The sequence below is a fragment of the Nitrosospira sp. TNL200 genome, assembly GCF_055386305.1.
The window spans coordinates 2,571,083-2,595,295 of the sequence record NZ_AP041003.1 but is presented as its reverse complement, the minus strand read 5'-3'; the positions used below and the strand labels follow the sequence as shown (position 1 = coordinate 2,595,295).

At 54.8% G+C, this 24,213-nt stretch carries 22 protein-coding genes and 3 tRNA genes; all 25 read left to right on the top strand.

What is annotated here, in order from left to right:
- Positions 1–104 precede the first annotated feature (104 nt).
- The 25 genes from ACZ5CE_RS11805 (at position 105) to rplV (ending at position 24,201) form a co-directional block, all read left to right on the top strand.
- Positions 105–178 (top strand) — tRNA-Gly (locus ACZ5CE_RS11805).
- Between the two features lie 108 nt (positions 179–286).
- Positions 287–361: transfer RNA gene (locus tag ACZ5CE_RS11800), tRNA-Thr, on the top strand.
- Between the two features lie 50 nt (positions 362–411).
- The gene (tuf, locus tag ACZ5CE_RS11795) at positions 412–1,602 is read left to right on the top strand and encodes an elongation factor Tu (RefSeq protein WP_464575088.1); all 1,191 of its coding nucleotides are present in this window, start codon (positions 412–414) and stop codon (positions 1,600–1,602) included.
- An 89-nt stretch (positions 1,603–1,691) separates the two neighbouring features.
- A tRNA-Trp gene (locus ACZ5CE_RS11790) sits at positions 1,692–1,767 on the top strand.
- A 164-nt stretch (positions 1,768–1,931) separates the two neighbouring features.
- Positions 1,932–2,276, top strand: coding sequence for a preprotein translocase subunit SecE (gene secE / locus ACZ5CE_RS11785; RefSeq protein ID WP_464575102.1), 345 nt, complete (start codon positions 1,932–1,934; stop codon positions 2,274–2,276).
- Positions 2,276–2,809, top strand: a complete 534-nt coding sequence (gene nusG, locus ACZ5CE_RS11780) for a transcription termination/antitermination protein NusG (RefSeq protein WP_464575101.1) — start codon at positions 2,276–2,278, stop codon at positions 2,807–2,809. Before secE ends, nusG begins: the two co-directional genes overlap by 1 nt.
- 100 nt (positions 2,810–2,909) lie before the next feature.
- Positions 2,910–3,341, top strand: a complete 432-nt coding sequence (gene rplK, locus ACZ5CE_RS11775) for a 50S ribosomal protein L11 (protein WP_464575100.1) — start codon at positions 2,910–2,912, stop codon at positions 3,339–3,341.
- 2 nt (positions 3,342–3,343) lie between these two features.
- A complete protein-coding gene (gene rplA / locus ACZ5CE_RS11770; protein ID WP_464575099.1) occupies positions 3,344–4,036 on the top strand; it encodes a 50S ribosomal protein L1 in 693 nt (230 codons plus the stop codon).
- Between the two features lie 74 nt (positions 4,037–4,110).
- Positions 4,111–4,242, top strand: coding sequence for a hypothetical protein (locus tag ACZ5CE_RS11765; RefSeq protein ID WP_464575097.1), 132 nt, complete (start codon positions 4,111–4,113; stop codon positions 4,240–4,242).
- Positions 4,243–4,560: 318 nt separating this feature from the next.
- On the top strand, positions 4,561–5,085 hold the full coding sequence (gene rplJ, locus ACZ5CE_RS11760; protein ID WP_464575096.1) for a 50S ribosomal protein L10: 525 nt from the start codon (positions 4,561–4,563) through the stop codon (positions 5,083–5,085).
- A 64-nt stretch (positions 5,086–5,149) separates the two neighbouring features.
- On the top strand, positions 5,150–5,530 hold the full coding sequence (gene rplL / locus ACZ5CE_RS11755) for a 50S ribosomal protein L7/L12 (protein WP_464575095.1): 381 nt from the start codon (positions 5,150–5,152) through the stop codon (positions 5,528–5,530).
- 170 nt (positions 5,531–5,700) lie between these two features.
- Entirely contained in the window at positions 5,701–9,774 is a 4,074-nt protein-coding gene (gene rpoB / locus ACZ5CE_RS11750) for a DNA-directed RNA polymerase subunit beta (RefSeq protein ID WP_464575094.1), read from the top strand.
- A 110-nt stretch (positions 9,775–9,884) separates the two neighbouring features.
- Positions 9,885–14,114: a DNA-directed RNA polymerase subunit beta' gene (gene rpoC, locus ACZ5CE_RS11745; RefSeq protein ID WP_464575093.1), complete on the top strand. Its 4,230-nt coding sequence runs from the start codon at positions 9,885–9,887 to the stop codon at positions 14,112–14,114.
- A 276-nt stretch (positions 14,115–14,390) separates the two neighbouring features.
- The gene (locus tag ACZ5CE_RS11740) at positions 14,391–15,803 is read left to right on the top strand and encodes an aspartate aminotransferase family protein (RefSeq protein ID WP_464575092.1); all 1,413 of its coding nucleotides are present in this window, start codon (positions 14,391–14,393) and stop codon (positions 15,801–15,803) included.
- 387 nt (positions 15,804–16,190) lie between these two features.
- Positions 16,191–16,568 (top strand): 30S ribosomal protein S12, encoded by a 378-nt coding sequence (gene rpsL, locus ACZ5CE_RS11735; RefSeq protein WP_464575091.1) that lies wholly within the window; start codon positions 16,191–16,193, stop codon positions 16,566–16,568.
- Between the two features lie 73 nt (positions 16,569–16,641).
- Complete coding sequence (gene rpsG, locus ACZ5CE_RS11730; protein WP_464575090.1) at positions 16,642–17,112, top strand: 30S ribosomal protein S7; 471 nt, start codon at positions 16,642–16,644, stop codon at positions 17,110–17,112.
- A 105-nt stretch (positions 17,113–17,217) separates the two neighbouring features.
- Positions 17,218–19,308, top strand: coding sequence for an elongation factor G (fusA, locus tag ACZ5CE_RS11725; protein WP_464575089.1), 2,091 nt, complete (start codon positions 17,218–17,220; stop codon positions 19,306–19,308).
- A gap of 24 nt (positions 19,309–19,332) precedes the next feature.
- Positions 19,333–20,523, top strand: a complete 1,191-nt coding sequence (gene tuf, locus ACZ5CE_RS11720) for an elongation factor Tu (RefSeq protein WP_464575088.1) — start codon at positions 19,333–19,335, stop codon at positions 20,521–20,523.
- 85 nt (positions 20,524–20,608) lie between these two features.
- The gene (gene rpsJ / locus ACZ5CE_RS11715; protein WP_004180980.1) at positions 20,609–20,917 is read left to right on the top strand and encodes a 30S ribosomal protein S10; all 309 of its coding nucleotides are present in this window, start codon (positions 20,609–20,611) and stop codon (positions 20,915–20,917) included.
- A gap of 119 nt (positions 20,918–21,036) precedes the next feature.
- The gene (gene rplC, locus ACZ5CE_RS11710; protein ID WP_464575087.1) at positions 21,037–21,762 is read left to right on the top strand and encodes a 50S ribosomal protein L3; all 726 of its coding nucleotides are present in this window, start codon (positions 21,037–21,039) and stop codon (positions 21,760–21,762) included.
- Complete coding sequence (gene rplD / locus ACZ5CE_RS11705) at positions 21,762–22,385, top strand: 50S ribosomal protein L4 (protein ID WP_464577502.1); 624 nt, start codon at positions 21,762–21,764, stop codon at positions 22,383–22,385. Before rplC ends, rplD begins: the two co-directional genes overlap by 1 nt.
- Positions 22,382–22,717, top strand: a complete 336-nt coding sequence (rplW, locus tag ACZ5CE_RS11700; RefSeq protein WP_464575086.1) for a 50S ribosomal protein L23 — start codon at positions 22,382–22,384, stop codon at positions 22,715–22,717. Before rplD ends, rplW begins: the two co-directional genes overlap by 4 nt.
- Positions 22,718–23,551: a 50S ribosomal protein L2 gene (gene rplB / locus ACZ5CE_RS11695; RefSeq protein ID WP_464575085.1), complete on the top strand. Its 834-nt coding sequence runs from the start codon at positions 22,718–22,720 to the stop codon at positions 23,549–23,551. It begins immediately after the preceding gene.
- 6 nt (positions 23,552–23,557) lie between these two features.
- On the top strand, positions 23,558–23,845 hold the full coding sequence (gene rpsS / locus ACZ5CE_RS11690; RefSeq protein ID WP_464575084.1) for a 30S ribosomal protein S19: 288 nt from the start codon (positions 23,558–23,560) through the stop codon (positions 23,843–23,845).
- A gap of 8 nt (positions 23,846–23,853) precedes the next feature.
- Complete coding sequence (gene rplV / locus ACZ5CE_RS11685) at positions 23,854–24,201, top strand: 50S ribosomal protein L22 (RefSeq protein WP_464575083.1); 348 nt, start codon at positions 23,854–23,856, stop codon at positions 24,199–24,201.
- The last annotated feature ends 12 nt before the right edge of the window (positions 24,202–24,213 follow it).

The window sequence follows — 24,213 nt, the reverse complement described above, 5'->3', positions numbered from 1 at the left end:
GCTTTCCTGCGCGATCTGAGATGCCGGACAAGGATGCTGGGAAGATGCAGTGACGATCCAGTGGAAGGTGATTATTTTGCTTTGATCCAAAGCGATTCCCAGAAGCGGGTGTAGCTCAATGGTAGAGCAGAAGCCTTCCAAGCTTACGACGAGGGTTCGATTCCCTTCACCCGCTCCAACTGATTCCAGGCATCGAGCTTGAAGGAAAGTAAAAGATCCCCGGAAAGTTATTGCAAGTTTCTGCGGAACTGGTTTTTGCAAAGGCATTTTTGGCAGAAAGATGCTTGCCCATGTAGCTCAGTGGCAGAGCACTCCCTTGGTAAGGGAGAGGTCGCCAGTTCAATCCTGGCCATGGGCTCCATAGGTATTTAGATGACAAATTGGACGTAAAAAGCCTTAGGGGGGAATCTCATGTCGAAGAGTAAATTTGAGCGGACGAAGCCGCACGTGAATGTTGGGACGATAGGTCATGTGGACCATGGGAAGACGACGCTGACGGCGGCGATCACGATGGTTTTGTCGAAGAAATTTGGAGGGGAGGCGAAGAGCTATGCACAGATAGACTCGGCGCCGGAAGAGAAGGCGCGCGGGATCACCATCAACACGGCGCACGTGGAATACGAGACCAAGAGCCGGCACTACGCGCACGTGGACTGTCCCGGGCACGCCGACTACGTGAAGAACATGATAACGGGTGCGGCGCAGATGGACGGAGCCATACTTGTGGTATCGGCTGCGGACGGTCCGATGCCGCAGACACGCGAGCACATACTGCTGGCGCGGCAGGTAGGGGTGCCCTACATTGTGGTGTACATGAACAAGGCGGACATGGTTGATGACGCCGAACTGCTGGAACTGGTAGAGATGGAAGTGCGGGAATTGCTGTCCAAGTACAGTTTTCCCGGGGATGACACCCCCATTGTGATTGGATCTGCCCTGAAGGCCCTGGAAGGAGACCAGAGCGACATAGGCGAGCCCTCCATATACAAGCTTGCGGATGCGCTGGACAGCTACATACCCGAGCCGGTGCGTGCGGTTGATGGCGCATTCCTGATGCCGGTGGAAGACGTATTTTCCATATCCGGGCGAGGCACGGTGGTGACCGGGCGGGTAGAGCGCGGGATAGTCAAGGTAGGGGAAGAAATCGAGATAGTTGGATTGAAGCCCACCATCAAGACCGTGTGTACCGGAGTGGAAATGTTTCGCAAGCTGCTGGACCAGGGACAGGCTGGAGACAACGTAGGCGTTCTGTTGCGCGGGACCAAGCGAGAAGAAGTCGAACGCGGGCAAGTGCTGGCCAAACCTGGGACGATCACCCCGCACACCAAGTTTGCGGCCGAGATCTACGTGCTGAGCAAAGAAGAAGGCGGGCGGCACACCCCCTTTTTTCAGGGATACCGTCCGCAGTTTTATTTTCGCACCACCGATGTGACGGGTGCGATCGAACTTCCGGCGGGGACCGAGATGGTGATGCCTGGGGATAATGTATCGGTGACGGTCAACCTGATTGCGCCCATCGCCATGGAAGAAGGACTGCGCTTTGCCATTCGTGAAGGCGGCAGAACCGTCGGCGCCGGCGTCGTGGCCAAAATTATAGAGTAACGCGGAGGTGGTCGTTACGCTTCCTTGCTTTCCTGAGTCCATATGCAAGTGAACTTGCTGATTTTTATCTTTGCTTTCGAAGGAAATACAGGCCAGTAGCTCAATTGGCAGAGCGTCGGTCTCCAAAACCGAAGGTTGGGGGTTCGATGCCCTCCTGGCCTGCCAAAATAAGATAAGAAGAATTAATCATAACGTGTTTCGATGAAAGCAATATTTCATAATGCCCATCCAGTTGAATCGTTATCTATCCGCCAGATCGGACGTTTGCGTAAACGCAGCCCTGGCGTCGTTTTTTTACTGGCGGGGCATAAAGGCAGAGTGAGATAGTGGTGGACAAGATCAAATTAGGCCTGGCTTTTCTGTTACTGATTGCAGGAATCGCCGGTTTCTACTATCTACGCGATAGTGCCATGGTTATTCGCGTGATATCGGTATTGGCAGGTCTCGCACTGGCAGCTGCAGTAGTCTCGTTTACTGCGGCGGGCAAGCAGTTTTATGCGTTCAGCAGGGAGTCTTCGGAAGAAACCCGCAAGGTGGTATGGCCGAGCCGGAAGGAAACGCTCCAGACCACTGCCGTCGTTTTCGCGTTTGTGCTGATAATGGCCATATTCCTGTGGCTGGTGGACGCGGGCTTATTGTTGGCGGTGAAATATCTCATGGGCCAGGAGGGGTAGTGGATAAGAAATGGTTTGTGGTTCATGCCTACTCCGGATTCGAAAAAAGTGTGCAGCGCGCACTGAAGGAACGAATCCATCGCGCGGAGATGGAGGACAAGTTTGGCCAGATACTGGTTCCGGTGGAAGAAGTGGTTGAAATGAAGGGGGGGCAGAAGAACCTCAGCGAGCGCAAGTTTTTCCCCGGCTACGTACTGGTCGAGATGGAAATGACGGATGAGACGTGGCATCTGGTCAAAAATACCGCCAAGGTTACCGGTTTCATCGGTGGCTCCGCCATGAAGCCCACACCGATCAGCGAGAAGGAGGTTCAGAATATCCTTCATCAGATTCAGGAAGGTGTGGAAAAGCCCAAGCCCAAGGTGCTTTTTGAGGTGGGAGAAGCCGTGCGTGTCAAGGAGGGTCCCTTCACTGATTTTCACGGCAACGTGGAAGATGTTAATTACGATAAAAGCAAGCTGAGGGTATCCGTGTCGATTTTTGGCCGGCCTACACCGGTCGAGCTGGATTTCAGCCAGGTCGAGAAGGCTTGATGACCAGAGGCAGGTACGGAAGGAATCGGTTCGGCTTTGTTAATTTTGTTTATCGGGGAGAGCGCTATCGCGTTCGCTTGCACCCAACGGGAGGCTTATCGTGGCAAAGAAGATAGTTGGTTATATCAAGCTGCAGGTGGCAGCAGGCAAGGCTAATCCCAGTCCGCCGATCGGGCCTGCGCTCGGTCAGCGAGGGCTTAACATCATGGAATTCTGCAAGGCGTTCAACGCCGCGACGCAGAAAATGGAAGTTGGTCTGCCGGTTCCTGTCGTCATTACCGCATATGCCGACAAGAGCTTCACCTTTATCATGAAAACCACGCCGGCGACCGTGCTGATCAAGAAGGCTGCGGGTGTGGGCAAGGGGAGTCCCAAGCCGCATACGGATAAAGTGGGCCGATTGACACGAAAACAGGCCGAAGAAATTGCTCAGGCAAAAATGCCTGACCTGACTGCAGCTGACCTGGATGCAGCGGTGCGCACTGTCGCCGGTAGCGCCAGAAGCATGGGCGTGGAAGTGGAGGGCGTATAAGCATGAGCAATATTTCCAAACGCTACAGGGCAATCAAGGAAAAGGCGGATCGCAGCAAATCCTATCCGTTGCCGGACGCGCTCAACATCATAAAGGAAACCGCGACTGCGAAATTCGATGAGTCGATCGACGTGGCGGTGAATCTCGGTATCGATGCAAAAAAGTCGGATCAGGCGGTACGCGGTTCGGTTGTGCTTCCAGCGGGCATAGGCAAAACGGTGCGGATCGCGGTATTTGCACAAGGTGACAAGGCCAGAGACGCGCTGGCAGCGGGCGCCGACATCGTCGGGTTCGAAGACCTGGCCGAACAGATCAAGGCAGGGAATATCGATTTCGATGTGGCGATTGCCAGTCCGGATGCGATGCGCATCGTTGGCCAATTGGGGCAGATACTCGGTCCCCGCGGATTGATGCCCAATCCGAAGGTTGGGACGGTAACGCCGGATGTGGTGGCCGCGGTAAAAAATGCAAAGGCTGGGCAAGTGCAATACCGGGCCGACAAGGGTGGCATCGTGCAGTGCACCGTTGGCCGTGCCTCGTTCAGTGTGGACGCCTTGACGCAAAATATACTGGCGCTGGTGGATGCGCTCAACAAATCAAAGCCGGCCACGTCCAAGGGCGTCTACCTCAGGAAAATTTCGGTCTCCAGCACGATGGGCATTGGAGTTCGAGTGGACCAGACCACCGTAAGGTAACAGGGTAAACGGGTAACAGGTAGCTTCCGGAGATCGCCTGGATTTGCCCGGACGAGTTGGAATGGCGGTGTCGAATGTGGCTGTTTGCCTGCGGAAATGCGGGTGCTTTTCACATCGTCGTGCCGGATATGAAGTATTTGCAAGACTTTGGGCTGCCGGACGATGTCATAGCGATCCGGCAGGTTATCAAAGACCGTCGGGGTTGAAAGCCGATGGACTTTGGCGGGACTTAAGCTGGGAAAGCAATTCGGTTGCGAACTGCTTGTTTGGCTGCCAGGCTGGTCGAAGACTGTCGCTCGAAACTTAATTGTAAAACGGAAAAGATCGAACAGAGTTAAATATATTGGCTATATGGATCTCGTTTCTTTTTCGATTGAACGCCCAACGCAGATGGCGTGCCCCAAAACAGGAACAGATTCAGATCCTGATCGAAGGTCGCCGGTTCGTGGATCGGGTATGGGTTGGCGAATATTATCGCATCAGTCCAAAACTCGATATCACATTTAACTGATGGGGAATGTATCTTGAGTCTAAATCTAGAGGAAAAGAAGGCGGTAGTCGCCGAAATCAATGCCCAGGTGGCAAACGCCCAAGCCATTATCATTGCGGAATATCGCGGGCTTGGGGTGGGGCATATGACTCAGCTACGTGCGAAAGCGCGCCAGTCGGGAATATATTTTCGTGTTCTCAAAAACACGCTGGCGCGCCGTGCCGTTATGGATACGCCATTCGCTGCGCTATCGGAGCATATGGTGGGCCCTCTTGCTTACGGCATCGGGAGCGATCCCGTGGCTGCGGCAAAAGTGCTGTATGAGTTTTCCAAGGGTAACGACAAATTTGTGATCAAGGCAGGCGCGATGGCGAACCTTGTGATGAACGGCAAAGAGATTGCGAGTCTTGCCGCGCTTCCAGGGCGGGATGAGTTGCTTGGCAAGTTGCTGGGCACGATGCAGGCTCCGGTTGCCAATTTCGTCCGGACGCTGAACGAAGTGCCTGCACGTTTCGTTCGCGGCCTGGCAGCCGTTCGCGATCAGAAGCAGGCTGCCTGACCCCGGCTTGGTCACACAATCCCCGGCATATCCATATTAGAACGCTTTATATCAGGAGAAAATCATGGCTGTAGGCAAGGCAGAAATTCTGGATTCAATTGCAAACATGACGGTGTTGGAGCTATCCCAGCTCATCAAGGAAATGGAGGACAAATTTGGTGTTTCGGCTGCTGCAGTGGCTGTTGCAAGCGCAGCGCCCGCAGGCGGAGCCGCGGCCCCGGTGGTGGAGGAGCAGACCGAGTTTTCCGTGATTCTGAAGACCGTAGGCGAAAGCAAGGTCAACGTCATCAAGGTGGTACGGGCGATCACCGGTCTTGGACTGAAAGAAGCGAAGGATCTGGTGGATGGAGCGCCAAAGGCGGTTAAGGAGGGCGTTTCAAAAGCTGATGCCGAAGCAATACAGAAACAACTCACCGAAGCCGGTGCCACCAGCGAGATCAAGTAAGCTTCGTGGATCAAGGCCAGCTGACGGTGTTTTCGAAACACCGTCAGGTTCTGGCGTTTTTAACGTTTGGTTTGCCACAATCTGCGTTACAGATACTTGGCACGGTAGCTGAAACAGGTACTCTGCTCTTCCATTTTCTGTCACTGTCTTCTGACCCTTCCGGAGATTCCATGAGCTATTCGTTTACCGAGAAAAAACGTATCCGTAAAAGCTTCGCCAAGCGCGCCAGCGTCTTGCCGATTCCTTTTCTTCTCGCGACACAAATCGAATCTTACGCAGCATTTCTGCAAGCTCAAGTTGAGCCCGATCAGCGGGTTAATCAAGGATTACAGGCAGCGTTCCTCTCGATTTTTCCTATCGAGAGCCATTCCAAGAATGCCCGGCTGGATTTTGTCAATTATGTCCTCGGCGCTCCTCCGTTCGACGTCAAGGAATGCCAGCAGCGCGGCCTTACTTACGCGTCTCCACTGAGAGCCAAGGTGCGGCTGACGATAATGGACAAGGAAGCATCCAAGCCGACCGTACGGGAAGTGAAGGAGCAGGAAGTATACATGGGTGAAATTCCGCTCATGACGAATACCGGTTCCTTTGTCATAAACGGCACCGAACGAGTGATCGTCTCCCAGTTGCATCGCTCCCCCGGCGTTTTCTTCGAACATGATCGCGGCAAAACGCACTCGTCCGGGAAACTGCTTTTTTCCGCGCGCATCATCCCCTATCGCGGCTCCTGGCTCGATTTCGAGTTCGACCCCAAAGACTATCTCTATTTTCGGGTGGATCGCCGGCGCAAGATGCCCATCACGGTGCTGCTCAAGGCGATAGGCTACACGCCTGAGCAAATCCTCGCGACTTTTTTTTCATTCGACACGTTTCATCTGTCCGGGCAGGGGGTTCTGTTTGAACTGATACCGGAACGACTGCGTGGCGATATGGCGCGTTTCGACATTACCACGAAAACCGGAAAAGTCATTGTCCAGAAAGACAAGCGCATTACCGTCAAGCATGTCCGGGAAATGCAGCAGTCTGGCCTGGACAGACTGGCGGTGCCGGAAGATTTTCTCTTGGGACGGGTGTTGGCGCACAATGTGATAGACAAGGAAACCGGGGAAGTCCTTGCGCAGGCAAACGATGAGATTACGGAATTGATGCTTGCCAGGCTTCGCGAGGCGAACATAGAAAAAATCCAGACTATTTACACCAATGATCTGGATCAGGGCGCGTACATCTCGCAAACCCTGAGAATAGACGAGACCACCGATCAGATGGCTGCCCAGGTATCGATTTATCGGATGATGCGCCCAGGCGAACCGCCGACCGAGGAAGCGGTCAAAGCGCTGTTCAACGGTTTGTTTTATGCGCCGGAGCGCTACGATCTTTCCGTTGTCGGCCGCATGAAGTTCAATCGGCGCGTGGGCAAGACGGAGTTGAGCGGTCCGACGACCCTCTCGAACGAGGATGTGATCGCCGTCATCCGGATTCTGGTGGAGCTGCGCAACGGCCGTGGCGAAATCGATGACATCGATCATCTGGGCAATCGCCGGGTCAGGTCGGTGGGCGAATTGGCGGAAAACCAGTTCCGCTCTGGGCTGGTAAGAGTCGAAAGAGCGGTCAAGGAACGCCTTAGCCAGGCGGAATCGGACAACCTGATGCCGCATGATCTGATCAATGCGAAACCCGTATCGGCAGCCGTGCGCGAGTTTTTTGGCTCCAGTCAGCTATCCCAGTTCATGGATCAAACGAATCCGCTCTCCGAGATTACTCATAAGCGGCGTGTCTCTGCACTGGGTCCCGGCGGCCTGACGCGCGAGCGCGCGGGTTTTGAGGTGCGAGACGTGCATCCCACCCATTATGGCCGTGTATGCCCGATCGAGACTCCGGAAGGGCCGAATATCGGATTGATCAATTCACTGGCATTGTATGCCCGCACCAATGAGTATGGTTTTATGGAGACGCCATACCGCAAGGTGAAAAGCGGAAGCGTAACCGATGACATCGATTATCTGTCAGCCATCGAGGAAGGCCAGTATGTGATCGCTCAGGCGAATGCAGAGCTGGCCCGTGACGGCCAATTTACCAATGATATCGTTTCCTGCCGCTACAAAAACGAATTTACGCTGGCAACGCCGGATCGGATCGAATACATGGATGTTGCGCCGGCGCAGATCGTTTCCGTAGCGGCGTCATTGATCCCGTTTCTGGAGCACGACGATGCCAACCGCGCGCTGATGGGCTCGAACATGCAGCGACAGGCGGTGCCTTGCCTGCGTGCGGAGAAATCTCTGGTCGGAACGGGGATTGAACGCGTGGTTGCGGTCGATTCGGGGACCGCGGTACAAGCGGTGCGTGGCGGCGTAGTGGATTATGTGGATGCAAGCCGCATCGTTGTTCGGGTACACGATACGGAAACACGTGCCGGTGAAGTCGGGGTGGATATCTATAACCTGACCAAATATACCCGATCCAATCAGAACACCAATATCAATCAGCGTCCTCTGGTCAAGGTGGGTAACGTGATTGCCCGCGGCGATGTGGTGGCGGATGGCGCATCGACTGACAAGGGAGAGCTCGCGCTGGGGCAGAACATGCTGGTGGCATTCATGCCCTGGAATGGCTTCAACTTCGAGGATTCCATACTCATCTCCGAACGTATCGTCGCGGATGACCGCTTCACGTCCATCCACATTGAAGAGCTATCGGTGGTCAGCCGTGATACCAAGCTGGGAACAGAGGAAATCACCGGAGATATCTCGAATCTGTCCGAGGTTCAGCTTGGGCGGCTGGATGCTTCCGGAATAGTCCATATTGGCGCGGAAGTGGAAGCGGGCGATGTGCTGGTGGGGAAGGTCACGCCAAAAGGCGAGACTCAGCTGACTCCCGAAGAAAAACTGTTGCGTGCCATTTTTGGCGAGAAAGCATCGGACGTGAAGGATACCTCGCTGCGCGTGCCGTCGGGTATCTCGGGGACAGTGATAGACGTGCAGGTGTTTACCCGGGAGGGAATAGAGCGGGATAAGCGTGCCCAGCAGATCATCGACGATGAACTCAAACGCTACAAGAAAGACCTCGCCGACCAGATGCGGATTGTGGAAGCCGACGCGTTTGAACGCATCGAGCGTCTGCTCAAGGGTAAGGTGGCGACAGGGGGGCCGAAAAAACTTGCGAAGGGAACTCAGATAACAAAGGAATACCTGGATGGCGTCGATCCGCATCACTGGTTCGACATTCGTCTCGCGGATGAGGAGACAAGCCTTCAGCTTGAACAGATCGAGGATGGCCTTGCGCAGAAGCGCAAGGCATTCGATGCCGCTTTCGAGGAGAAGAAGAAGAAGCTTACACAGGGCGACGAGCTGCCGCCGGGCGTTCAGAAAATGGTCAAGGTTTATGTGGCCGTCAAGCGGCGCCTGCAACCGGGCGACAAAATGGCGGGGCGGCATGGCAACAAGGGAGTGATTTCCAAGATCGTTCCGATAGAAGATATGCCTTACATGGCAGACGGTACGCCGGTGGATGTCGTGTTGAATCCTCTCGGGGTGCCATCGCGCATGAACGTGGGCCAGATCCTGGAAACCCATCTCGGATGGGCCGCGAAGGGGTTGGGTAAAAAAATTGGCGACCTGCTGCAAGCACGCAGCAAGATAGCCGAGATCCGTGATTTGCTGGACAAGATCTATAACACGAGCGGCAAGCAGGAGGATATCGCTTCACTTAGCGATGCGGAGATTCTCGACCTGGCGGAGAATCTCAAGGATGGGGTGCCCTTCGCAACCCCCGTATTCGATGGGGCGACCGAACAGGAAATCAAGAATATGCTGGAGCTTGCCGGTCTCCCCAGATCTGGCCAGGTGACCCTGCTCGATGGAAGAACCGGGGAGGCTTTCGACCGCCCGGTATCGGTAGGGTACATGCACGTGCTGAAGCTCCACCATCTGGTGGACGACAAGATGCATGCGCGTTCCACCGGGCCTTATAGCCTCGTGACCCAGCAGCCTCTTGGGGGCAAGGCGCAATTCGGTGGACAGCGCTTTGGCGAGATGGAAGTATGGGCGCTGGAAGCGTATGGCGCTGCGTATACGCTGCAGGAAATGTTGACGGTGAAATCCGATGACGTAAATGGCCGTACCAAAGTATATGAGAGTATTGTTAAGGGTGACCACAAGATTGACGCAGGAATGCCTGAATCCTTTAACGTACTTGTGAAGGAAATTCGCTCGCTGGCTATGGATATCGATCTGGATCGGCATTGACGCTTTATTAGCGATTTTATTATGGGCGGGACCGATACGGAATCCTATGCGCCGGTCCCGCGCTTTTCGCCATTATTTTTGTATCGGCGCCTGATCAACAGGAGTGACAAATGAAAGCACTGCTTGATTTATTCAAACAGGTTACCCAGAAGGAAGAATTCGACTCGATCAAGATCGGACTGGCTTCTCCCGAAAAAATACGTTCCTGGTCTTATGGCGAGGTGAAAAAACCGGAAACCATCAATTACCGCACGTTCAAGCCGGAGCGGGATGGCCTGTTCTGCGCAAAGATTTTTGGCCCCGTCAAGGATTACGAGTGCCTGTGCGGGAAGTATAAACGCCTGAAGCACCGTGGCGTGATCTGCGAGAAATGCGGTGTCGAGGTAACACTGGCCAAGGTTCGGCGCGAGCGTATGGGCCATATAGAACTCGCATCCCCCGTAGCGCATATCTGGTTCCTCAAGTCCCTGCCATCGCGTCTTGGCATGGTGCTGGACATGACGCTCCGGGACATCGAACGCGTGCTCTATTTCGAGGCCTACGTGGTTACCGACCCGGGCATGACGCCGCTCAACCGGTGCCAACTGCTTACAGACGACGATTATCGCGCCAAAACGGAGGAGTACGGAGATGATTTTCGCGCCAGCATGGGAGCGGAAGGAATTCGTGACTTGCTGGCAAACCTGAACATTCGCGTCGAAATCGATAATCTTCGGCGAGAAATGGGAACGACAGGTTCGGAAACCAAGATGAAGAAGATCTCCAAGCGCCTGAAGGTGTTGGAGGCGTTCAATAAATCGGGCATCAAGCCGGAATGGATGGTGTTGGCGGTCTTGCCGGTCCTGCCACCCGAATTGCGCCCGCTGGTTCCCCTGGATGGAGGACGTTTCGCCACCTCGGACCTGAACGACCTGTACCGCCGTGTCATTAATCGCAACAACCGGCTGAAGCGTCTGCTCGAGTTGAAGGCTCCAGAAATCATCGTGCGCAATGAAAAGCGCATGTTGCAGGAAGCGGTCGATTCGTTGCTGGATAACGGCCGCCGGGGCAAGGCCATGACGGGCGCCAACAAGCGGCCGCTGAAATCTCTGGCTGACATGATCAAGGGCAAGGGAGGGCGGTTCCGCCAGAACCTGCTCGGGAAACGCGTCGATTACTCCGGCCGGTCCGTGATCGTGGTTGGGCCGCAGCTCAAATTGCACCAATGCGGCCTGCCAAAGAAAATGGCGCTGGAATTGTTCAAGCCGTTCATTTTCAACAAGCTCGAAATCATGGGTATTGCCAGCACCATAAAGGCTGCGAAGCGCGAGGTGGAGAATGAAAGCCCTGTAGTGTGGGATATTCTCGAGGATGTGATTCGCGAACACCCGGTGATGCTGAATCGCGCGCCTACGCTGCATCGGCTTGGCATCCAAGCATTCGAGCCGGTCCTGATAGAAGGCAAGGCCATTCAGCTTCATCCTCTGGTATGCGCGGCTTTCAATGCCGACTTTGACGGTGACCAGATGGCAGTCCATGTCCCGCTCTCGCTGGAAGCGCAAATGGAATGCCGTACGTTGATGATGTCAACCAATAACGTGCTGTCGCCGGCCAACGGCGAGCCGATCATCGTGCCATCGCAGGATATCGTTCTTGGCTTGTACTACACCACGCGCGAGAAGATCAATGCGCGCGGCGAAGGCATGATTTTCTCCAACATCGGCGAAGTATCGAGAGCTTACGAAAGCCGCATAATCGAATTGAACGCCCGGATTACCGTGCGCATCAAGGAGTATGAGATAGACCGCGATGGCGAGCGCAGCGAAAAGACGACTCGTTACGAGACGACGGTGGGGCGGGCTTTGCTCTCCGAAATCCTTCCAACCGGGCTGCCATTCCCATTGATCAACAAGGTACTCAAGAAGAAGGAAATTTCCAAGCTTATCAATGCCAGTTTCCGGCGCTGCGGGCTGCGCGAGACGGTCATTTTTGCCGACAAGCTGATGTACTCCGGCTTCAGCTATGCCACGCGTGCCGGCATTTCGATCTGTCTGGACGACATGCTCACCCCTGCGCAGAAAGATGCCATCATCAATGCGTCGGAGAAGGAAGTGCAGGAGATCGAGGTCCAGTATACCTCGGGGCTCGTCACGCAAGGAGAGCGCTACAACAAAGTGGTGGACATCTGGGGCCGGGCCGGTGATCAGGTTGCGAAGGCCATGATGGATCAGCTCGGTGTCGAGCCGATATATGATCCGGCCACGCGGGAGGTCAAGACGGATAACAAAGGCGAGCCGCTGACGCAGGAGTCCTTTAATTCCATCTACATGATGGCGGACTCGGGCGCGCGCGGGTCCGCCGCCCAGATTCGGCAGTTGGCAGGGATGCGCGGTCTGATGGCAAAGCCCGATGGCTCGATCATCGAGACGCCTATCACCGCGAATTTCCGTGAAGGGTTGAACGTGCTTCAGTATTTTATTTCCACCCACGGCGCCCGCAAGGGTCTTGCCGATACGGCATTGAAAACGGCAAATTCCGGTTATCTTACCCGCCGTCTGGTCGATGTCACCCAGGATCTCGTGGTAACCCAGGAAGACTGCGGCACCAGTAACGGCGTTGTCATGAAAGCTCTGGTTGAAGGCGGTGAAGTCATTGAAGCCCTGCGGGAGCGGATACTCGGGCGGGTAGTGGCCAACGACATCGTCAATCCCGAGCATCAGGCAGTGATTTATCCTGCGGGCATCCTCCTGGATGAAAACGCGGTGGATACCATTGAATCTCTGGGAATCGACGAAGTCAAGGTAAGGACTCCTCTTACCTGCGAAACGCGCTATGGCCTTTGCGCCAAGTGCTATGGAAGGGATCTGGGGCGTGGAACGCCGGTGAATGTGGGTGAGGCCGTGGGCGTCATAGCTGCTCAATCCATTGGCGAGCCCGGCACCCAGCTTACGATGAGAACATTCCACATCGGAGGCGCCGCTTCCCGAACGGCGGTGGCCAGCCAAGTGGAAAGCAAATCCAACGGTGTCGTGCACTATTCTCCTACCATGCGCTATGTGACCAACGCCCGCAATGAACTGGTCGCGATTTCCCGTAGCGGCGAGGTAGTGATACATGATGACAACGGCCGGGAGCGGGAGCGTCACAAGGCGCCTTATGGAGCAACCCTGCTGATACGCGATGGCGAGGTTGTCCGGGCAGGGCAGGTGCTGGCCGCCTGGGACCCGCATACTCGTCCCATTATCACCGAGTACGCGGGCAAGGTTCGCTTCGAGAACGTGGAAGAAGGCGTTACCGTGGCCAAGCAGATAGACGAGGTGACTGGCTTGTCCACACTTGTGGTAATCGATCCGAAACGGCGCGGCGTGGCTCAAACCAAGGGCTTGCGTCCGATGGTGAAGCTGCTGGACGAGGATGACAAGGAAGTAAGGCTGGCCGGCGGTACCTTGCCTGTCAACATCACTTTTCAGGTCGGCTCGGTTATCACCGTTCGGGACGGCCAGCAGGTAAGCGTGGGCGAGGTGCTGGCGCGTATTCCGCAAGAGAGTTCCAAAACCAGGGATATTACGGGGGGGTTGCCGCGGGTTGCGGAATTGTTTGAGGCGCGATCGCCCAAAGATGCCGGAGTCTTGGCGGAGGTGACCGGAATTGTATCTTTCGGTAAGGATACCAAGGGCAAGCAGCGGCTGGTCATTACCGATCTGGACGGGATTTCTCATGAATATCTGATCCCCAAAGACAAACATGTCACTGCACATGACGGCCAGGTGGTGAACAAGGGTGAAAGTATCGTCGATGGGCCAGCCGATCCCCACGACATTTTACGGCTGCTAGGCGTAGAGGCCTTGGCCCGCTACATCACCGACGAGGTCCAGGATGTTTATCGTCTGCAGGGTGTCAAGATCAATGACAAGCACATCGAGGTGATCGTGCGCCAGATGTTGCGCCGTGTGCAGATCACGGATGCCGGAGACACGCGTTTCATACCTGGCGAGCAGGTGGAGCGTGCAGACATGCTGGCGGAAAATGAGGCGGTAATGGCCGAGGACAAAAAACTTGCGCAATATGAGTTCATGCTGCTGGGTATTACAAAGGCTTCCCTGTCCACGGATTCGTTCATTTCGGCCGCTTCCTTCCAGGAGACTACACGCGTGCTGACGGAAGCAGCCATCATGGGCAAGAAGGATGATCTGCGTGGCCTGAAGGAAAATGTGATCGTCGGGCGACTCATTCCCGCGGGTACCGGTCTTACCTTCCATAACACGCGCAAGAAGCAGAGGTTGCTGCAGGATGCGGGGGAAAGTCCGGATCTGGGCGAAATCGAGACCGAAGAAATGCGCGACAGCGGATATACGGTCTAGCAATACATACATGGGGAAGCGGGGTTATCATAAATTTCATTAGATCGCCCTTGCCGAATAGGAAGAGCGATTCACATGCTTTGAGGTCGAAATCCGCGCCTGCCTACTGCCTGTACCGGTATGCGAGGGAGAATATTGAGAAAGGATAGCTTGGCTCATATTTAAGGATGGAAACAATGTCTGGTGGAAACAGGGGGGACAGGTTAAGAGCGCTAGGTCGTCCTGAAATGGATCATTATGGTTATCGCCTGAGCGGTGCGGACGCGGGGGCGGATCATGCCGATTGATATCAACGGAATAATCAACGAGACACGTGGCAGGAACTTCGAGCTTTTCGAGGAGCATATCAATCCGGTTTTCGTAAAGGTATTGCGCACGCTGGGCTTCAATCGATCATGGGTTCGCGGTGAAGGGCCGTATCTTTGGGATGAAACGGGAACGCGCTATCTGGATTTTTTGACAAACTGGGGCGTTTTTAATTTTGGCCGACGTCATCCGGCGATAAGGAATGCGCTGCAGCAGGTGCTGGATTCCGATTTTCCGGGATGGGTGGGGTTTGACGCGCCTCCGCTTGCCGCCACCCTGGCTCGCGAACTCGTAAAGCGTATGCCGCCCGGGTTGGACACAGTCTATTTCAGTAATTCGGGGACTGAAGCGATTGAGGCGGCTATCAAGTTCGCACGCGCATACACTGGCCGGCCTCGTACCATTCATCTGGCCAAAGCCTTTCACGGGCTGACGATGGGGTCGCTTTCCCTTAATGGAGAAGCGAGTTTTCGCCGAGGTTTCGACCCCATGCTTCCCGATAGTTCCGAAGTCAAACTGAACGATCTGGCCAGCCTTGGCGCGCAACTCGCCAAGGGCGACGTGGCTGCCTTCGTATTCGAGCCTATTCAGGGCAAGGGTGTCAATATTGCCAGCGACGAATATCTGCTCGGCGCTCAGGATCTGTGCCGGAAGTACGGCACACTCATGGTGTGTGATGAAGTTCAGACAGGCATGGGACGCACAGGCCGGTTTTTGGCAACGCAATGGGTCGACAACTTGCGGCCGGACATCATTTGCCTTTCCAAGGCATTGTCGGGAGGATATATACCGGTAGGCGCGACGATTACGCGCCGTGCGGTTTACGACAGCGTTTACGATACGATGCACCGCGCGATCGTGCACGCTTCGACTTTTGGCATGGGGAATATGGCGATGGCCGCAGCCCTTGCATCATTGAGCGTTCTTGATGACGAGAATCTGATGGAGCGCGCAAATGAACTGGGAGCCCGTTTTCGCCGCGGAATCGAGGAAATGGTGCCGCGTTTCGAATTTTTGAAGGGAGTGCGACAGCGCGGACTAATGATTGCCGTCGAGTTCGGCCAGCCGGAGTCCATGTCGTTAAGGGCTGCCTGGGCCATGGTCAACAAAATGGACGAGAATCTTTTCGCTCAGGCCATCGTTCTGCCGTTGCTGGACGATCATCATATCCTGACGCAGGTTGCCGGTCATGCCATGCCCATCATAAAGCTTCTTCCCCCTTTGAATATCGATGAAAGCGATGTCGATTGGTTTCTGGCTGCGCTTGAGGATGTCATGGTGAATCTGCACAGGTTTCCAGGACCGGCCTGGGAGGTACTGAAGAAGCTGGGCAGCCACGCTCTCACGGCAAAGCGGCGGGAGGGCCGGGTTACGGCCGGCTGACGCTGACACGTTTGCGCGGCCATGTGAGACGAACTGCCGAAATCCGCCCCGTAGCGAACTCACCATATGAGTGAATGTTGGGTATCGCAGAAAGTCTTTGTGGATCACGGCTCTAAACTGGAATTGCGCGGCCAACTGCCGGATTCAGGCTCAATCCTCACGTTCTCTTGCCCGACAAAGACTTGAGCTTGACATGTCGCGATAATGTCCATAAAATGCGCAGTCTTTTCAGCCGCCTTAGGTCCTTTCAGATTCTCTTAGGTTTGGGGTTCCCTCAAGGTAAGGGAAAGAAAGGAAAATACTTCGCAAGGGCGGAATCCACACTTCACTTGTATCGGATAGCGGGCGGACGGCTTCTGCCGTCATCCTGCTTTATTAGGAATTGAAATGCCGACAATCAGTCAGTTAGTAAGGAAGCCTCGTGCGGCCAGGAGGGTCAAGAGCAAGGTCCCTGCGCTGGGAAACAGTCCGCAGAAGCGCGGCGTTTGCACTCGGGTTTATACCACGACGCCCAAAAAACCGAATTCCGCATTGCGCAAGGTAGCACGGGTCCGGCTGACTAATGGATTTGAAGTATCGAGCTATATAGGTGGAGAGGGGCACAATCTTCAGGAACACTCGGTAGTTTTGATTCGCGGCGGACGTGTCAAAGACTTGCCAGGCGTTCGTTACCATACTGTGCGCGGAAGCCTGGATACGGCCGGAGTCAAGGACCGCAAGCAAAGCCGTTCCAAGTATGGCGCCAAAAGACCGAAAGCAGCATAGATTAGTGCGAGGTGAAGCCGGAATCCATTTCCGGTCATCTCTGCTGAATTATCAAGAAAACCGGGGTTAGAAAATGCCAAGAAGGCGAGAAGTTCCAAAGCGGGAAATTTTGCCCGATCCAAAATACCATAATGCCGAAGTTGCCAAGTTTGTCAATGTGCTGATGACGCGCGGCAAAAAATCGGTGGCGGAGCGAATTATTTATGGCGCCATGGATCACATTCATAAAAAAACGGGTAAAGATCCTGTAGAAGTTTTCACGCAGGCATTATCGAACGTGCGTCCGATGGTGGAAGTGAAGAGCCGACGTGTTGGAGGGGCAAACTATCAGGTGCCTGTCGAGGTGCGCTCGGTTCGGCGCAACGCCTTGGCGATGCGCTGGCTGCGCGATGCTGCGCGCAAGCGGGCAGAAAAATCCATGGGCGCACGCCTGGCCGGCGAACTGTCGGAGGCGGCGGAGGGGCGGGGCGGCGCTGTCAAGAAACGTGAAGAAGTCCATCGCATGGCGGATGCGAACAAGGCATTTGCGCATTATCGCTTCTAGCCAATCTGGAAGAGCGGAATTGCCTGCGAGCGGATCTTTTTGCTTGAAAGACTGAATACCTGTTTTCAACGTTTTGTCCTGATATAAATTTAAGGTCTAAACACCGTGCCAAGAAAGACACCTATCGAACGATATCGGAATATCGGCATCATGGCGCACATCGATGCGGGTAAGACCACGACCACCGAACGCATTCTCTTTTACACGGGTGTATCGCACAAACTCGGAGAGGTCCATGATGGCGCGGCCACCATGGACTGGATGGAGCAGGAGCAGGAGCGGGGCATTACCATAACTTCCGCTGCCACAACCTGTTTCTGGCGGGGAATGGAAGGCAATTATCCCGACCATCGTATCAACATCATCGATACGCCCGGTCACGTCGATTTCACTATCGAGGTCGAGCGTTCGTTGCGCGTTCTGGATGGCGCGTGCACCGTATTCTGTGCGGTTGGCGGAGTTCAGCCCCAGACCGAAACGGTATGGCGCCAGGCAAATAAATATAAGGTTCCGCGCCTTGCGTTCGTCAACAAGATGGATCGGGCGGGCGCCAATTTCATGCGTGTGTACGAACAGATCCAGTCCCGGCTTAAAGCTCATCCGGTGCTGGTTCAGCTGCCTATCGGCTCGGAAGAGAAATTCGAAGGAGTCGTGGATCTGGTCAAGATGAAGGCCATCTATTGGGATGACTCGAGCCAGGGTACGAGATTCGAGGAGAGGGATATTCCCGGCGGAATGGTGGAAGACGCCAGAAAATGGCGCGAAAAAATGGTGGAAACCGCTGCCGAGGCAAGTGAAGAATTGATGAACAAGTACCTGGAAGAGGGAGACTTGTCCATTGACGATATCAAGCAGGGTTTGCGTCTTCGCACCCTGGGTAACGAGATCGTGCCGATGCTCTGCGGCTCGGCCTTCAAGAACAAGGGAGTCCAGGCCATGCTGGACGCCGTGCTCGACTATCTGCCGTCGCCAGCCGACATTCAGGCCATAGATGGAGAGAAAGAAAACGGCGAGCACGGCGAGCGTCATGCCAATGATGAGGAACCCTTTGCAGGGTTGGCTTTCAAGATTGCAACGGATCCCTACGTCGGCCAGTTGATTTTTTTTCGCGTCTATAGTGGCGTGGTCGCCTCCGGCGATACGGTATATAACCCGGTGAAGGGGCGCAAGGAACGCATCGGAAGATTGCTGCAGATGCATGCCAATCAGCGCGAAGAAATCAAGGAAGTTCGTGCGGGCGATATCGCTGCTGCCGTTGGCCTGAAGGAAGCGGTGACCGGGGATACCCTGTGCGACCCCGGTGACGTCATTACCCTCGAGCGGATGACCTTTCCCGAGCCGGTCATTCATGTTGCGGTGGAACCGAAGACAAAGCTCGACCAGGAAAAGATGGGCATAGCGCTGAATCGCCTGGCTCAGGAGGATCCGTCCTTCCGGGTTCGCACCGATGAGGAATCAGGTCAAACCATCATTTCCGGAATGGGTGAATTGCACCTGGAAATTATTATAGACCGGATGAAGCGGGAATTTGGAGTGGAGGCCAATGTCGGCGCGCCCCAGGTTGCTTATCGCGAAGCCATCAAAAAACCGGTGGAGATCGAGGGCAAGTTCATCAAGCAATCGGGTGGACGGGGGCAGTATGGCCACGTCTGGCTCAAGATGGAGCCCAATGAAGCGGGCAAGGGCTATGAATTCGTGGATGCCATCAAGGGTGGCACCGTGCCTCGGGAATATATCCCCGCGGTGGATAAAGGACTCCAGGAAACGCTTCCCAATGGTGTATTGGCGGGTTTTCCCGTGGTGGACGTCAAAGTCACGCTATTCGATGGGTCCTACCATGATGTCGATTCCAACGAGAATGCGTTCAAGATGGCCGCATCCATCGCGTTCAAGGACGGTATGCGCAAAGCCAATCCGGTGCTGCTGGAGCCGATGATGTCAGTGGAAGTCGAAACGCCAGCCGATTTTATGGGTAACGTGGTCGGGGATCTGTCTTCGCGGCGCGGCATGATTCAGGGAATGGACGATATGCCTGGGCTCAAGGTGATACGGGCCGAGGTCCCATTGGCGGAGATGTTCGGCTATTCGACTTCACTGCGGTCAGCGACCCAGGGGCGAGCGACCTATACGATGGAATTCAAGCATTATTCCGAGGCTCCGAAAAACGTAGCGGAAGCAATCATAAACAAGAAGTAATCGTCATCAAGTAAAGGGAATCTCATGTCGAAGAGTAAATTTGAGCGGACGAAGCCGCACGTGAATGTTGGGACGATAGGTCATGTGGACCATGGGAAGACGACGCTGACGGCGGCGATCACGATGGTTTTGTCGAAGAAATTTGGAGGGGAGGCGAAGAGCTATGCACAGATAGACTCGGCGCCGGAAGAGAAGGCGCGCGGGATCACCATCAACACGGCGCACGTGGAATACGAGACCAAGAGCCGGCACTACGCGCACGTGGACTGTCCCGGGCACGCCGACTACGTGAAGAACATGATAACGGGTGCGGCGCAGATGGACGGAGCCATACTTGTGGTATCGGCTGCGGACGGTCCGATGCCGCAGACACGCGAGCACATACTGCTGGCGCGGCAGGTAGGGGTGCCCTACATTGTGGTGTACATGAACAAGGCGGACATGGTTGATGACGCCGAACTGCTGGAACTGGTAGAGATGGAAGTGCGGGAATTGCTGTCCAAGTACAGTTTTCCCGGGGATGACACCCCCATTGTGATTGGATCTGCCCTGAAGGCCCTGGAAGGAGACCAGAGCGACATAGGCGAGCCCTCCATATACAAGCTTGCGGATGCGCTGGACAGCTACATACCCGAGCCGGTGCGTGCGGTTGATGGCGCATTCCTGATGCCGGTGGAAGACGTATTTTCCATATCCGGGCGAGGCACGGTGGTGACCGGGCGGGTAGAGCGCGGGATAGTCAAGGTAGGGGAAGAAATCGAGATAGTTGGATTGAAGCCCACCATCAAGACCGTGTGTACCGGAGTGGAAATGTTTCGCAAGCTGCTGGACCAGGGACAGGCTGGAGACAACGTAGGCGTTCTGTTGCGCGGGACCAAGCGAGAAGAAGTCGAACGCGGGCAAGTGCTGGCCAAACCTGGGACGATCACCCCGCACACCAAGTTTGCGGCCGAGATCTACGTGCTGAGCAAAGAAGAAGGCGGGCGGCACACCCCCTTTTTTCAGGGATACCGTCCGCAGTTTTATTTTCGCACCACCGATGTGACGGGTGCGATCGAACTTCCGGCGGGGACCGAGATGGTGATGCCTGGGGATAATGTATCGGTGACGGTCAACCTGATTGCGCCCATCGCCATGGAAGAAGGACTGCGCTTTGCCATTCGTGAAGGCGGCAGAACCGTCGGCGCCGGCGTCGTGGCCAAAATTATAGAGTAACGACAGGACCAGGATGGGATTTGGGATGAGTGCCCTGCACTGAATCGCCAATTCAAAATCCAGATCCTCAACCTGAGGTTTAAGCATGCAAAGCCAAAAAATCCGGATTCGTTTGAAAGCGTTTGACTATCGATTGATAGATAAATCCGCCATGGAAATCGTTGAAACGGCAAAGCGTACAGGCGCGGTGGTAAAGGGTCCGGTGCCGCTGCCGACGCGTATCGAACGCTTTGATGTCCTGCGGTCCCCTCATGTAAACAAGACTTCGCGTGACCAGTTCGAGATCCGGACTCATCTGCGACTCATGGATATCATGGATCCCACCGACAAAACCGTGGATGCCTTGATGAAACTGGATTTGCCCGCGGGCGTGGATGTGGAAATCAAGTTGTAAGTATTGCGTTTTATCTGGCTGGATCCCATTGAAATAATCATGGGCTCAGGATTCGCTTCAAAGAACATATAAAATCGCCGGTCAATTGCAATCGGCACCTTTTAAGAAGGGTAATTAAAATGAGTTTAGGACTTGTCGGCCGGAAGGTTGGCATGACCCGCATTTTTACGGAGGATGGCGATAGCCAGCCCGTAACCGTGCTGGATGTGTCCAACAATCGTGTTACACAACTCAAATCCGCGGAAACCGATGGTTATACCGCCGCCCAGGTGACCTTTGGCAAGCGCCGCCCCAGCCGGGTCAATAAACCTGCCGCCGGACATTTCGCAAAAGCTGCGGTGGAAGCTGGCCGTATTCTGAAAGAATTCCGCGTAACGCCGGAAGTGCTTGCCGGCCTTGCTCCCGGAACAAGCATAGCCGTCGATATTTTCAAAACCGGTCAAAAAGTGGATGTGACCGGGATCTCGATTGGCAAGGGATATGCCGGGGTAATCAAACGCCATAATTTTGCCTCGAACCGGGCCAGTCACGGTAATTCCAGGTCGCATAACGTTCCGGGTTCCATTGGCATGGCACAGGATCCCGGGCGCGTGTTTCCGGGCAAACGCATGTCCGGACACCTGGGGAGCGTGCGGTGTACTACGCAGAATCTGGAAATATTGCGTATTGATACCGAGCGCAGCCTGTTGCTCATCAAAGGGGCGATTCCCGGGTCGAGAGGGAGTGATGTGCTCGTGTGTCCAAGCGTAAAAATTACCAGGATTACGGCAAAGCCCCCCGTCAAATCTGAAGGCAAAGGGGTGGCAAAAGGTGGCACGAAGGCCGGCAAAAAGGCGGGAGCATGATGGAACTTAAACTCATCAGTGAGAAAGATGGGCAGTCGGACGCGAGCGTTCCGGTTTCCGACGCGCTATTTGGCCGTGAATATAATGAAGCCCTGGTGCATCAGGTAGTGACGGCTTATCTGGCCAACGCCCGTAGCGCGAACCGGGCTCAAAAAGGACGTTCGGACGTCGCCAAATCCACTCGTAAGCCATGGCGCCAGAAAGGAACCGGCCGGGCGCGCTCGGGAATGGCATCCAGCCCGTTATGGCGGGGTGGCGGAAAAATCTTTCCCAATAGTCCCGACGAAAATTTTACACACAAGGTCAATCGCAAGATGTATCGCGCCGGCATCGTTTCCATTCTGTCTCAACTGGTACGGGAGGATCGCTTGTCGATAGTGGAAAGTTTCAGCATAGATGCGCCGAAGACCAAGGTGCTGGCGACAAAGCTGAAGGACATGGGGTTGGACGAGGTCATGATTATTACTGACAGTATCGATGAGAACCTATATCTTTCTTCCCGCAATCTAGCTCGTGTGAGAGTAGTGGAAGCAGGTCACGCCGATCCGGTCAGTCTCATGCGTTTTGCCAAGGTACTGGTGACACGAGGGGCCTTGACTAAAATGGAGGAGATGCTTGCATGAAAACGCAAACATTCAACCAGGAACGTCTTATGCAGGTGATATTGGCACCCCAAGTTTCCGAGAAGGCGACCTATGTGGCTGAAAAGCACAACCATATCATCTTTCGTGTTCTCCGGGACGCTACCAAGAACGAGGTTAAAGCGGCTGTCGAATTGATCTGGAAAGCGCAAAACATTCAGGTGGAAAGAGTGCAAGTCGCAAATGTTAAAGGAAAGGAAAAGCGCTTTGGCCGCTTCATGGGGAAGCGCAGCAGCTGGAAGAAGGCTTTCGTTAGCATTAAGGCCGGCCAGGAAATAAATTTCTCGGAAGTTGCTCAGGGAGAGGTCAAGTAAATGGCGCTCGTGAAAGTCAAACCTACTTCTCCGGGACGGCGAGCAGTCGTCAAGGTCGTCAATTCCGAACTGCATAAGGGCGCTCCCCATGCGAAACTTCTGGAAAGGCAGAATCGTACCGCGGGGCGCAACAACCATGGCCATATTACCACCCGCCACATAGGCGGAGGCCATAAGCAGCACTACCGAATCGTTGATTTTCGCCGGAATAAGGATGGCATCAATGCCAGAGTCGAGCGGCTGGAATATGACCCGAATCGCAGCGCGAATCTTGCGCTGCTTTGCTATGCGGATGGGGAGCGCCGCTATATCATCGCGCCGCGCGGCATTACTGCCGGGAGCGTGTTGATGAGCGGGGTGGATGCGCCTATCAAGGACGGTAACACGCTTCCTTTGCGCAATATCCCGGTAGGAAGCACCATACATTGTGTGGAAATGATGCCTGGCAAGGGTGCGCAGCTGGCCCGTTCGGCTGGTGCTTCGGTTCAGCTTCTGGCGCGTGAGGGGGATTATGCCCAGTTGAGGTTGCGTTCGGGGGAAATACGAAAGGTTCATATAAATTGCCGAGCCACCATCGGAGAGGTGGGTAACGAGGAACACAATCTACGTTCGATTGGCAAGGCGGGTGCGCAACGCTGGCGCGGTATCCGGCCTACCGTGCGCGGCGTTGTGATGAACCCTATTGATCATCCTCATGGTGGCGGGGAAGGAAAGACTGCGGCGGGCCGCCACCCGGTCAGTCCTTGGGGAACGCCTGCGAAGGGGTTTCGTACACGCACAAACAAGCGTACTGACGGCATGATAGTACGGCGCCGTTATTCAAACAAAGGATGATGAGTCATGGCACGTTCCGTTAAAAAAGGACCTTTTGTCGATCTGCATCTGATCTCGAAGGTGGAGGCTGCGCGCGCAACCAACGACAAGCGGCCGATCAAGACATGGTCCCGCCGTTCGACAATTCTTCCCGATTTTATCGGCCTGACCATTGCCGTGCACAATGGCAAGCAGCATATCCCCATATATGTCACGGAAAATATGGTAGGGCACAAGCTGGGGGAATTTTCGCATACCCGGGTTTTCAAGGGCCATTCGGGCGATAAGAAGGCGGGCGCGGGATCAAAGAAATAGGAACATAAATGCAAACAACTGCCGTATTACGTGGAGTGAGATTGTCCGAGCAGAAAGGGCGGCTGGTGGCCGATCAGATTCGCGGGCTGCCGGTGGACCGGGCACTTAATCTGCTCGCTTTCAGCCCGAAAAAGGGAGCAGCGATCATACGCAAGCTGCTGGAATCGGCCATTGCCAACGCTGAGCATAATGAAGGTGCGGACATAGATGAATTGAAGGTGTCGACAATATATGTGGATCGGGGGCCTTCCATGATGCGAACCAGCGCTCGCGCCAAAGGGCGCGGCAACCGCATTGTCAAGCCGACTTGCCATATCTTTCTTACCGTTGGCGACAAAGTCGGCAACAAAAAATAGGCGCACAAAGAC